Annotated in this window: 14 protein-coding genes; all 14 read left to right on the forward strand. The window is 56.6% G+C overall.

Annotated elements, in window-relative coordinates; genetic code table 11:
• Window positions 1-10: 10 nt before the first annotated feature.
• The 14 genes from fliL (at window position 11) to AB5Y82_RS15625 (ending at window position 11,883) form a co-directional block, all read left to right on the forward strand.
• Window positions 11-526: a flagellar basal body-associated protein FliL gene (gene fliL / locus AB5Y82_RS15560; protein WP_042054463.1), complete on the forward strand. Its 516-nt coding sequence runs from the start codon at window positions 11-13 to the stop codon at window positions 524-526.
• Between the two features lie 7 nt (window positions 527-533).
• Entirely contained in the window at window positions 534-1,604 is a 1,071-nt protein-coding gene (fliM, locus tag AB5Y82_RS15565; protein ID WP_005334736.1) for a flagellar motor switch protein FliM, read from the forward strand.
• Window positions 1,605-1,653: 49 nt separating this feature from the next.
• Window positions 1,654-2,046 (forward strand): flagellar motor switch protein FliN, encoded by a 393-nt coding sequence (fliN, locus tag AB5Y82_RS15570; RefSeq protein WP_005298791.1) that lies wholly within the window; start codon window positions 1,654-1,656, stop codon window positions 2,044-2,046.
• On the forward strand, window positions 2,043-2,423 hold the full coding sequence (fliO, locus tag AB5Y82_RS15575; protein ID WP_005362049.1) for a flagellar biosynthetic protein FliO: 381 nt from the start codon (window positions 2,043-2,045) through the stop codon (window positions 2,421-2,423). The genes fliN and fliO overlap by 4 nt, the downstream gene beginning before the upstream one ends.
• On the forward strand, window positions 2,410-3,183 hold the full coding sequence (fliP, locus tag AB5Y82_RS15580) for a flagellar type III secretion system pore protein FliP (protein WP_005334729.1): 774 nt from the start codon (window positions 2,410-2,412) through the stop codon (window positions 3,181-3,183). The genes fliO and fliP overlap by 14 nt, the downstream gene beginning before the upstream one ends.
• Before the next feature lie 25 nt (window positions 3,184-3,208).
• Window positions 3,209-3,478, forward strand: coding sequence for a flagellar biosynthesis protein FliQ (gene fliQ / locus AB5Y82_RS15585; RefSeq protein WP_005334727.1), 270 nt, complete (start codon window positions 3,209-3,211; stop codon window positions 3,476-3,478).
• The gene (gene fliR / locus AB5Y82_RS15590) at window positions 3,475-4,272 is read left to right on the forward strand and encodes a flagellar biosynthetic protein FliR (protein ID WP_005353677.1); all 798 of its coding nucleotides are present in this window, start codon (window positions 3,475-3,477) and stop codon (window positions 4,270-4,272) included. Before fliQ ends, fliR begins: the two co-directional genes overlap by 4 nt.
• Window positions 4,265-5,395 carry a flagellar biosynthesis protein FlhB gene (gene flhB / locus AB5Y82_RS15595; RefSeq protein ID WP_247823198.1) on the forward strand — a complete coding sequence of 377 codons (1,131 nt, stop codon included), beginning with the start codon at window positions 4,265-4,267 and terminating at the stop codon, window positions 5,393-5,395. Before fliR ends, flhB begins: the two co-directional genes overlap by 8 nt.
• Window positions 5,396-5,502: 107 nt before the next feature.
• Window positions 5,503-7,605, forward strand: a complete 2,103-nt coding sequence (gene flhA / locus AB5Y82_RS15600) for a flagellar biosynthesis protein FlhA (protein ID WP_005353675.1) — start codon at window positions 5,503-5,505, stop codon at window positions 7,603-7,605.
• 16 nt (window positions 7,606-7,621) lie between these two features.
• The gene (gene flhF, locus AB5Y82_RS15605) at window positions 7,622-9,046 is read left to right on the forward strand and encodes a flagellar biosynthesis protein FlhF (RefSeq protein ID WP_368174201.1); all 1,425 of its coding nucleotides are present in this window, start codon (window positions 7,622-7,624) and stop codon (window positions 9,044-9,046) included.
• A gap of 1 nt (window position 9,047) precedes the next feature.
• The gene (locus AB5Y82_RS15610; RefSeq protein WP_013723550.1) at window positions 9,048-9,923 is read left to right on the forward strand and encodes a MinD/ParA family protein; all 876 of its coding nucleotides are present in this window, start codon (window positions 9,048-9,050) and stop codon (window positions 9,921-9,923) included.
• Window positions 9,916-10,635: an RNA polymerase sigma factor FliA gene (locus tag AB5Y82_RS15615; protein WP_019444723.1), complete on the forward strand. Its 720-nt coding sequence runs from the start codon at window positions 9,916-9,918 to the stop codon at window positions 10,633-10,635. The genes AB5Y82_RS15610 and AB5Y82_RS15615 overlap by 8 nt, the downstream gene beginning before the upstream one ends.
• 111 nt (window positions 10,636-10,746) lie before the next feature.
• The gene (gene cheY, locus AB5Y82_RS15620; protein ID WP_013723552.1) at window positions 10,747-11,130 is read left to right on the forward strand and encodes a chemotaxis response regulator CheY; all 384 of its coding nucleotides are present in this window, start codon (window positions 10,747-10,749) and stop codon (window positions 11,128-11,130) included.
• Window positions 11,131-11,142: 12 nt separating this feature from the next.
• A complete protein-coding gene (locus AB5Y82_RS15625; RefSeq protein WP_368174202.1) occupies window positions 11,143-11,883 on the forward strand; it encodes a protein phosphatase CheZ in 741 nt (246 codons plus the stop codon).
• Window positions 11,884-11,893: the final 10 nt, after the last annotated feature.

The following is an 11,893-nucleotide window of genomic DNA, read 5'->3' on the forward strand; positions in this document are numbered from 1 at the left end:
TGGACAAGGGATGGCTGACGATAACGAGTTGACGCTAAAAGACCCGGCTGCGGGCAAGAAAAAGAAGCTGATCATTATCATTGCCCTGGCGGTAATTTTGCTGGGCGGTGGTGGTGTTGGCGCCTTCCTGATGCTCTCCGGCTCCGATAAACCGCCCGCTGAAGCGGCGGAAGGTGCCGAAGCCGCACCCAAGGAGGAAGCGCCTAAACCTTCCCTCTATGTCGGTATGCCGCGCCCCTTTGTCTTCAACGTCGCAGGTGCCCAGCGAGATCGACTGGTGCAGATCAAGATCCAGCTGATGGTGCGCGGTACCGCCGACGAGACGCTGGCCAAACAGAATATCCCCCTGATTGAAGGCACCTTGCTGCGGGTATTCAGTGCAGCCAGTGCCGAACAGCTGATGACCTTTGAAGGCAAGGAGAAGCTGCGCAAGGATTCACTGGAAGAGTGCCGTCGGGTGCTCAAGGACCTGGTCTCTTCCCCCGTTATCGAACAAGTGCTGTTTACCGGCTTTGTAATGCAGTAGGTGAAGCGTGAGCGATCTGTTAAGTCAGGACGAAATTGATGCCCTCTTGCACGGTGTCGATGATGTCGAAGAGGAAGAGATAGGCGGCGCTGGAGACCCCGGCGTAGCCCAGTTTGACTTCTCCTCCCAGGACCGCATCGTCCGTGGTCGCATGCCGACGCTGGAGCTGGTGAATGAGCGTTTCGCCCGCCATATGCGGATCAGTCTGTTCAACATGATGCGTCGTACCGCCGAGGTCTCCATCAACGGCGTGCAGATGCTCAAGTTTGGCGAGTATGTTCATACCCTGTTTGTGCCGACCAGTCTCAACATGGTGCGCTTCCGCCCGCTCAAGGGGACGGCGCTCATCACCATGGAGGCCCGACTGGTCTTCATTCTTGTGGAGAACTTCTTCGGTGGCGATGGCCGTTATCACGCCAAGATTGAAGGGCGCGAGTTCACGCCGACCGAACGGCGCATTATCCAGATGCTGCTCAAACTGGTATTCGAGGATTACAAGGATGCCTGGGCGCCAGTGATGGATGTGGGGTTCGAGTATCTCGACTCCGAAGTGAACCCGGCGATGGCCAACATCGTCAGCCCGACCGAGGTGATCGTGGTCAGCTCGTTCCACATTGAGCTCGATGGTGGCGGCGGTGACTTCCACGTGGCGATGCCTTACTCCATGCTGGAACCGATCCGCGAGCTGCTGGACGCCGGTGTGCAGAGTGATAAGGGGGATACCGACGTACGCTGGAGCAAGGCGCTGCGTGACGAGATCATGGACGTCAAGGTGGAGCTGCGGGCCAAGCTGCTGGAGACCGAACTCACCCTGCGTGAACTGATGGAGCTGCGACCTGGCGATATCATTCCGGTCGATATGCCGGAAAATCTGCTGGTTTTTGTCGAGGACTTGCCCACTTTCCACGCCAAGATGGGCCGCACCAAGGATAATGTAGCGCTCAAGATCACCGACAAGCTCAAACGTCCGGAAGGGGTCAAGACGGAGATGCATCTGGTGACCCGGGGCGGGGTACGAATTGATGGCGAGGCCGAGCTGGAAGAGCTCGAGCGCAGTATCGAAGATCAACAGCGATAATTGACGGTTTATTACGGTAAACGGTCACGAAGTAGCATAAGGAAACAAGATGAGCGGAACTGAGGAAGAGGATCTGATGGCTGATGCCTGGGCTGCGGCTCTGGAGGAGCAGGTGACGGCGGAAGCCAAGCCAGCCCCGCTGGAAGAGTTGAAAGATGATGCCCCCATCAGTGCCGAGGAGCGTCGCAAGCTTGACACCATTCTCGATATTCCGGTCACTATCGCCATGGAGGTGGGCCGCAGCCAGATCAGCATCCGCAACCTGTTGCAGCTGAACCAGGGCTCGGTGGTGGAGCTGGATCGGGTTGCAGGCGAGCCGCTGGATGTATTGGTCAACGGTACCCTGATCGCTCACGGCGAGGTGGTGGTGGTGAACGACAAGTTCGGTATTCGCCTGACCGACGTCATCAGCCAGATTGAACGGATCAAGAAGCTTAAATGATGCGCCTCCTGTTGTTATTGCTGCCTGTTCCGGCCTTTGCCGAGACAGCGGCATCTGCCAACGTGCCTAGTCTGAGCTCCTGGTTGCTCTCCAGTCTGATGGTGATCGGTCTCATTCTGGTGCTGGGCTTTCTGCTCAAGAAGAGCAAGCTGGCGACCGCCATGGGGGGCGGCCAGATGCGGGTCATCGCCTCGTTGCCGGTGGGTTACAAAGAGAAGCTGCTGGTGGTCAAGGTGGGCGAACAGCAGTTGCTGGTCGGCGTAACACCGCAGCAGGTCAACTTTCTCTACCGGCTGGAGGAGCCGCTGGATGAAAATCAGCCGCAGGCGTTTTCTCAGCAGCTTGGCAAATTGATGGGCAAGCATGAAAAAAGCTAACGGCTTATGGCTGAAAACGGGGCTGCTGGTCAGCCTGCTGATACCACTCTTTTGCTCCTGGCCTGCGCTGGCACAGGACGCCATGTCGGCGGTGACCGTCAAGACCATGGGGGATGGCTCTCAGGAGTACAGCCTGACCCTGCAAGTGCTGGCGCTGATGACCGCGCTCTCCTTCTTGCCGGCCATGGTGATCATGATGACTTCGTTTACCCGCATCATTGTGGTGTTGGGTATCTTGCGCCAGGCGATAGGTCTGCAACAGAGTCCTTCCAACCAGGTGTTGATCGGCATCGCCCTGTTCATGTCGTTCTTTATCATGTCGCCGGTGCTGGATCGCATCAATGATGAGGCATTGCAGCCCTATCTGGCCGAGACCATTCAGGCAAAGGAGGCGCTGGAACGGGCCGAGTTGCCCATCCATCAGTTCATGCTGGCCCAGACCCGGATCAAGGATCTCAATACTTTTATGGAGATTGCCAACGTGCAGGTGGAGAAACCTGCCGATGTGCCGCTACGGGTGCTGATCCCGGCGTTTGTCACCAGCGAGCTGAAAACCGCCTTCCAGATTGGTTTTATGCTGTTTTTGCCGTTCCTGGTCATCGATCTGGTGGTGGCCAGTATCCTGATGGCGATGGGGATGATGATGCTCTCGCCGATGATTGTCTCGCTGCCCTTCAAGCTGATGCTGTTTGTGATGGTGGATGGCTGGAATCTCATTCTGGGATCGCTGGCCAACAGTTTCGGACTGGGTGCCGGTTAGCCGGTCGAGCGCAAGGAGCCCGAACATGAGTCCTGAAACCTTTGTCGACGTCTTTCGTGAGGCGCTCTGGCTGGTCAATATCATGGTCAGCGCCGTGATCCTGCCCAGCCTCGCTATCGGACTGGTGGTAGCCATCTTTCAGGCGGCCACCTCCATCAACGAACAGACCCTGAGCTTTCTGCCTCGTCTTATCGTGACCCTGCTGGCCCTGGGAATTGGTGCTCACTGGGGAATGCAGAGTCTGATGGACTTCTTCATACTGATGGTCAATCAAATCCCCGAGGTGGTGGGATGACCTACACAACCGCTCTGATCATGGAGTGGTTGTCTTCCATCCTCTGGCCGCTGGCACGGGTGAGCAGCCTGCTGATGGTGATGGCGGTGTTCGGCAGCCGCCTTGCTCCTGCGCGGGTACGGATGGGGCTGGCGCTTGCCATCACCTTTCTGATTGCCCCGCTGCTTCCGAAAATGCCCCCCATTGAACTCTTCTCTGCCGGCAGCTTTCTGGTATTGGGCCAGCAGCTGCTGATCGGAATTGCCCTCGGCCTGATGACCCAGTTTCTGATGGAGAGCTTCGTGATGGCCGGTCAGGTCATCGCCATGCAGACCAGTCTGGGTTTTGCCACCCTGGTGGACCCGATGAATGGCCAGTCGGCCCCCGTGGTGGGTCAGTTTTATCTGATGCTGGCGACCTTGGTGTTTCTGGCGCTGGATGGTCATCTGGTAATGCTGCGGCTGGTCATTCTTAGTTTCGAGACACTGCCTGTCTCCGAACACGGCCTTTCGGTTTCGTCCATGAAAACCCTGAGTGCGTTTCTGGGGGTGATGTATCAGGCTGCTTTGGTGATGTCGCTCTCAGCCATCGTCGCCTTGCTCTTAATCAACTTCGCCTTTGGCGTCATGACCCGGGCGGCGCCGCAGCTCAACATTTTCAGTATCGGTTTTGCGGTCAGCATGATGTCGGGTCTGCTGATCCTCTGGCTCACTATCGGCGGGTTCCTCGGTCACTTCGACATCATGTGGGAGCGGGTGCAGGAGGTCAGCTGCGAGCTGATCAACACCCAGTGCTTCGGAGGCGCTCATGGCTGATACCGACCAGGAACGTACCGAACAACCCACGGGCAAACGACTGCAACAGGCCCGTGAAAAAGGGCAGATTGCACGTTCAAAAGAGTTGGGGACCGCCAGCGTTCTGCTCTCGGCGGTATTTGGCCTGCTGATGCTCAAGGGCTCGCTGGCGACTGCCATGATCAAGGTCGTCACCATGGGCTTTACTCTGGATCGGGAGCAGGCTTTCGATCCCAATGCCATGATCGCCATGGTGCCGGCGCTGCTGGGGGAACTGGTGCTTCCGCTGGGACTCTTGTTTGCGCTGGTGGCGATTGCCGCTTTTATTGGCAACACCCTGATGGGGGGGATGAACTTCTCCACCGAAGCCATGATGCCCAAGATGAGCAAGCTGAGTCCACTCAGCGGCATCAAGCGGATGTTCGGGGTGCAGTCGCTGATCGAGCTGGTCAAATCTATCGCCAAGGTGGTGTTCATCACCCTGTTTGCCTGGTGGATGTTATCCAGCCAGTTCAATCACCTGCTAAACCTCTCCATGGAGGGATTTCCCGGCGGCATTATCGATGCGCTGGAGCTGTTTCTCTGGATGTTGATCATCCTCTGCTGTGCCCTGCTCCCCATCGTGGCCATCGATGTGCCGTTCCAGCAGTGGAACCACATGCGTCAGCTCAAGATGACCAAGCAGGAGGTGAAGGACGAGTTCAAGGACAGCGAAGGCAAGCCCGAGGTAAAAGGCAAGATCCGTCAGTTGCAGATGCAGATGGCGATGCGCCGGATGATGGGGGATGTGCCCAAGGCCGATGTGGTGATCACCAACCCGACCCACTACTCGGTAGCGCTCAAGTATGATGCGGGCAAACCCGGTGCCGCGCCCAAGGTCGTAGCCAAGGGCACCGATGAAATTGCAATGAAGATCAGGGAGATCGCCAGAGAGTACGAGATCCCCATCATGCCGTCACCGGCTTTGACCCGGGCTATTTACCACTCAACCGAGCTGGGCCACGAGATCCCGGAAGGGCTGTTTGCGGCGGTTGCCCAGGTGCTCGCCTATGTCTTCCAGCTCAAGAAATTCCGTCGTGGTCAGGGGCGCCGTCCCCAGCCGCTGGCTAAAGATCTGCCCATTCCGGCCGAATATCGAAAATGACAAAGTTCTGACGTAGTCAAAATAAATCCATTGCATTTCAATGTCTTGTATTGTTGGCTTGATGTTTGCTTTAATCTGGCACCAGCAGGTTGAAATTGAGAAGCGCGATGGAATTCAAGGCAGTATTGGGCCAGTTCAAAGAGTACCGGGGAGTATTGGGCAAAGGCCTTGGCACCCCTCTGCTGGTATTGGCCGCGCTCGGTATGGTGGTGTTGCCCATCCCGCCGTTGATGCTGGACGTGCTCTTCTCCTTTAACATTGCCCTCTCCATCGTGGTGCTGCTGGTATCCGTCTATACCCGCCGCCCTCTCGAATTTGCAGCCTTCCCGACCGTACTGCTGCTCGCTACCTTGCTGCGGTTGGCGTTGAACGTCGCATCGACCCGGGTGGTGTTGCTGGAAGGTCATAATGGTAGTGCGGCGGCCGGTCATGTGATCGAGGCGTTCGGTAACGTGGTGATCGGCGGCAACTATGCGGTCGGCATCATCGTTTTCACCATCCTGATGATCATCAACTTTGTGGTGATCACCAAGGGTGCCGGGCGGATCGCGGAAGTGAGTGCCCGTTTTACCCTTGATGCGATGCCGGGCAAACAGATGGCCATCGATGCCGATTTGAACGCCGGTCTCATCAATCAGGAAGAGGCGAAGAAGCGTCGTCAGGATGTGACCCAGGAAGCCGACTTCTACGGCTCTATGGATGGTGCCTCCAAATTCGTCAAAGGGGATGCCATTGCGGGCATCATGATCCTCTTTATCAACATCATCGGCGGCTTCATCATCGGGATGATGCAGCACCAGCTGACCTTCAGTGAATCGGCCGAGATCTATACCCTGTTGGCCATCGGTGACGGTCTGGTGGCACAGATCCCCTCCCTGCTGCTCTCCATCGCCGCCGCCATAATAGTGACCCGTCAGAATACCGATCAGGACATGGGAACCGCGGTGCTGGGTCAGCTGTTTGACAATCCCAAGGCGCTGATCATCTCTGCCGGGATTCTGCTGATGATGGGACTGGTGCCGGGGATGCCGCATTTTGCCTTCCTGAGTCTGGGGGCTCTCGCTGCCGCTGGCGCCTGGTGGTTGCTGCGCCGAGAGAAACTGGCGGCCGCCAAAGCGGCCAAGGGTGAGTTGCTGCCGGCCACTGCCGAACAACCTCATGAGCAGAAAGAGCTGAGCTGGGACGATGTGATGCCGGTGGACATCATCGGGCTGGAAGTGGGTTATCAGCTGATCCCGCTGGTGGATCGCAATCAGGGTGGCGAACTGCTCAACCGGATCAAAGGGGTGCGCAAGAAACTCTCGCAGGAGCTGGGCTTTCTGGTCCCGGCCGTCCACATTCGCGACAACCTGGATCTGGCGCCAAACCAATACCGCATCACCTTGATGGGGGTCAGTACCGGCGAGGCCAACGTCTACCATGATAAGGAGATGGCCATCAATCCGGGGCAGGTGTTCGGCCAGATCCAGGGGATAGCCACCCGGGATCCCGCCTTCGGACTGGAAGCGGTCTGGGTTGCCAAGGAGATGGTCTCTCAGGCACAGACGCTGGGGTATACGGTGGTAGATACCGCGACCGTGGTGGCTACCCATCTGAGCCAGATCCTGACCAACCATGCAGCTCTGTTGCTGGGTCATGACGAGGTACAACAGCTGCTCGACATGATTGGCAAACATCAGAGCAAGCTGGTCGAAGGTCTAGTGCCGGAAGTGATCAGCATGGGTAACCTTGTGAAGGTATTGCAGAATTTGCTCAATGAAGGCGTGCCAATCCGCGATATGCGCACTATCCTGCAGACCCTGGTTGAATACGCGCCGCGCAGTCCGGATCCGGAAGTGCTCACGGCCGCTTGCCGGATTGCCCTGCGTCGCCTGATTGTGCAGGAGATTGCAGGCCCCGATCCCGAGCTGCCGGTGATTACCTTGGCACCGGAATTGGAACGTATATTGCATCAATCCCTGCAGGCAGGTGGCGGTGATGGTGCCGGTATTGAACCGGGTCTGGCAGAGCGGATGCAGCGTTCGCTGGTGGAAGCCACTCAACGACAAGAATTGGAAGGCCAACCGGCCGTGCTTCTGACATCAGGGATCTTGCGCAATACCCTGGCGAAATTTGTCAAGAATGCCATTCCTGGATTGCGCGTTCTGTCTTATCAGGAAGTGCCCGACGACAAGCAGATCCGCATCGTCAGTGCGGTAGGGCAGAACTAGTTAGCGGAGACGACGGGTGAAGATTAAGCGGTTTTTTGCCAAGGATATGCGAACGGCTCTGGCCGAGGTCAAGGAGACTCTCGGGCCTGACGCCGTCATCATGTCCAACAAGAAGGTCACCGGAGGGGTAGAGATAGTCGCCGCAGTCGATTATCAATCCCAGGTCCCGGGGCCCAAAGATGTGCCGGTTCGCCGTCAGCTGAACGATGAGAGCGTCAATATTTCGTCTGCTGCACGGCAGATGATCCGCCCCGAGCCGTCGCCGGCGAAGGAGCAGAACGAACATTATGCCGATACCCTGGCCGCCTTGCTGGCGCGCCAGCAGAAGCTCAAGCCGGGCAATGGGGCGCCACTGGGTAATACCCAATCGGCCGGTCTGGCCGCTGCCAATGCTGCGCCCAGAACATTGGCCGAGCAGGGGCAGTGGGGCGCAGCTCCGGAACCTGCCAAGCCCAAGGCCCGGGTTGCCTCCGGCCAGCGTGTTCCTCAACCTGCCCAGCGGGATCAGGAGATGGAAGGGATGCGCAAGGAGATGGCCAGCATCCGCAAATTGCTGGAGCACCAGATCTCCGGACTGATGTGGCAAGAGGTGGAGCGCCGCGAACCGATGCGGGCCCTGTTGATCAAGGAGCTCAAGAAACTGGGCTTTGATGATGCGTTTGCCGATCAACTGGCGGGACTGATCCCCGAAGATATGTCCATCCATCAGGCGATGGCCCAGTTGGCCGAAGTGCTGACGGCCCAGCTCAAGATCAGTGAGGACGAGATCATGCGTCAGGGCGGCGCGGTTGCGCTGCTTGGTCCGACTGGGGTGGGCAAAACCACCACCATCGCCAAGCTGGCTGCCCGTTTCGCCATGAAGTATGGCGCCGAGCAGGTGGCGCTGATCACCACCGACAACTACCGGATTGGTGCCCATGAACAGCTGCAGACCTATGGTCGCATCATGGGGTGTCCGGTGCGGCAGGTGCGTGATGCCGAAGAGTTGGCCAATGCCCTTTATCAGTTCCGTCACCGTCGGCTGGTACTTATCGATACGGCCGGGGTGGGTCAGCGGGATATCCGGTTGACCGAGCAGCTCGATACCCTGGTCAAGAATGCCAAGGTACGGATCCGCAGTTATCTGGTGATGTCGGCAACTTCCCAGCGTCGGGTGATGCAGGAGGCGGTTGACCATTTCCGGCGTATTCCATTAAGCGGCTGCATACTTACCAAATTGGATGAAAGTCTGAATCTGGGCGAAGTGATTAACGTGTGTATCCAGAATTCATTGCCCATCAGCTATATCACTGACGGACAAAGGGTTCCGGAAGATATTCAGGTTGCCAATGCGGCGCAGCTCGTCGGGGCTGCCATGGGCTCGCTGGAGCGAGAAACAGAGGAGCCCTATTTCTGGGGCGCAGGCTTTGGCGAGGCCGAAGATTCGGAGTTTTATGAGTAACATGTATATGGATCAGGCGAGTGGTCTGCGCAAAATGCGTCAAAACAATCGAGTAAAAGTAATCGCCGTTTCCGGTGGTAAAGGTGGCGTGGGCAAGACCAACGTGACCCTGAACGTGGCCGGAGCCATGGCCGCCCAAGGCAAGCGGGTGATGGTGCTGGATGCCGACCTGGGTCTGGCCAACGTCGACGTCATGCTGGGGCTGCGGGTTCATCGTAACCTCTCTCACGTGCTGGCGGGTGAATGCACCATCGACGACATCATCGTCGAAGGCCCTTACGGCATGATGATCGTGCCTGCGACCTCGGGCACCCAGTCCATGGTCGAGCTTTCTCCGGTGCAGCATGCCGAGCTTATCCGTGCCTTCAGCGAGATGAAGACCCAGGTCGACATCCTGTTGGTGGATACGGCTGCGGGGATCTCCGACATGGTGCTGAGCTTCACCAGAGCAGCTCAAGACATCATGGTGGTGGTCTGCGATGAGCCGACCTCCATCACCGATGCCTACGCCCTCATCAAGATCCTCTCCAAGGATCACGGCGTGTTTCGTTTCAAGGTAGTGGCCAATATGGTGCGCAGTCTGCGCGAAGGGCAGGAGCTCTTTGCCAAACTGACCCGGGTAACGGATCGTTTCCTCGACACCTCGCTGGAGCTGGTCGCCTGTGTACCTTATGACACCAATCTGCGTGCCGCCGTGCGCAAGCAGAAGCTGATTGTCGAGGCGTTTCCCAAGTCGCCGGCCGCACTGGCGTTCCGGGCCCTTGCCAACAAGGCGGCGAGCTGGCCGGTGCCCAACCAGCCGGGCGGCCATCTGGAGTTTTTCCTGGAAAATTTGTTACAGAAACCGGCCACAACACAGGAAGGTTCCCGTGAATAAAGCCCAAGCGTACTTGCGTCATCAGGATTCCTATGTGCTGGTGGAGCGTCATGCTCCCCTGGTCAAGCGAATTGCCCAGCATTTGTTGGCTCGCCTGCCCAGCAGTGTCTTGCTGGATGACCTGATCCAGGCAGGTATGATTGGGCTGCTTGAAGCTTCCCGCAATTTTGACGGTAGCAAGGGGGCCAGCTTCGAGACGTATGCCGGGATCCGCATCCGAGGCGCCATGCTGGATGAGATCCGGCGTGGTGACTGGGTACCCCGCTCTGTGCATCGCAACAGTCGCGCTATTGCAGAGGCGATCGAGAATGTCGAGCAGACTCACGGGCGTGACGCGCGAGATACCGAGGTTGCTGCCGAGATGGGGGTCTCCATCGCTGATTACCATGCGATGCTGCAAGACGTCTCCTGCGGCAAAATTATCGGCATCGAAGATTTGGGAGTCAGCGAGGATGTGATCGGCAACCCCGATGACGCTCCTTCAGGCTCGGGATTCGATGAATTGGCTGCCGAGCGATTTCAGATTCAATTATCCGAGCAAATTGGTCGTCTACCAGAGAGAGAAGCTTTGGTTCTCTCTCTTTACTACGATGAAGAGCTGAATTTGCGTGAAATTGGCGAGGTTTTGAATGTCAGCGAGTCGCGTGTGAGCCAGATCCACAGTCAGGCAATGCACAGATTGCGTGCTCGTTTGAGAGATTGGCATCTATAAGTGTTTGTACTGGCTACACTGAGATGAAACTCTAAGGCATAATCCGCACGACACAACCCGTTTTTAGCATCATGTAAGTGAGCCACTCTGGTGGCTATTTAGGAGGGAATTTTGGACAAGAACATGAAAATCCTCATTGTTGACGATTTTTCAACGATGCGCCGGATTATCAAGAACTTGCTGCGCGACTTGGGATTCAACAATACCCATGAGGCGGATGACGGCAATACAGCGCTGCCGATGCTGAAAAATGGTGACTTTCAGTTTGTAGTTACCGACTGGAACATGCCTGGCATGCAAGGTATTGACCTGCTTAAAGCCATCCGTGTCGATGAGAAGCTCAAGCATCTGCCGGTACTGATGGTAACCGCTGAAGCCAAACGTGAGCAGATCATTGAAGCCGCCCAAGCTGGCGTCAACGGTTACATCGTCAAGCCCTTCACCGCAGCAACGCTCAAAGAAAAACTCGACAAAATTTTCGAACGAATTGGCTAAGGAGCTGCAGGGATGATGGCCAAAACGAGAGCAATGATTTCGCTCGACCAGGCAAGGATGCTTGTTGCTCATCTGGAGCAAGGCGAATTTGAGCTGGCCGATGAACTGCTTGCCGATGTATGTGCCCCCAACGCAGCCGATCTGTTTGAAAAAGTAGGTCAGCTGACCCGACAACTGCATGATTCACTTCAAGAATTTCGCCTCGATCCCCGTATTCCCGATTTGGCTACTCATGATATTCCCGATGCTCGGGAGCGCTTGAGCTACGTTATCGATATGACCGACAAAGCGGCCAATCGCACAATGGATGCGGTGGAAGCCAGTTTGCCGATAGCGGATCGCCTGAATGACAATATCCAGCTGGTGATGCCGAACTGGAATGCCCTGATGTCTCGTGACATGAGCGTGGGGCAGTTCAAATCCTTATGTCACCAACTTGATGATTTTATTAAGGCTTCAGAGTCAGATGCCGATAAATTACGGCAACTGCTGACAGAAATCCTGATGGCACAAGATTTTCAGGATTTGACAGGTCAGATGATCCGCAAGGTCATCAAGCTTGTTCAGGAAGTTGAAACAAAATTAATAGAAATGCTGACCATGTTTGGTGAGGCTTCTGCTGAGCATTCAACTCGTAGTATTCCTGTCAACGGGATTGAAGCAGAGGGCCCTATCATGAACCCTGAGGCTCGTGCCGATGTGGTCAATGGTCAGGATGATGTGGACGATCTGCTGTCTAGCTTGGGATTCTAATGGAGTGACG

This window comes from Aeromonas sp. s13, assembly GCF_040907905.1.
GTDB classification, from domain to species: domain Bacteria; phylum Pseudomonadota; class Gammaproteobacteria; order Enterobacterales; family Aeromonadaceae; genus Aeromonas; species Aeromonas veronii.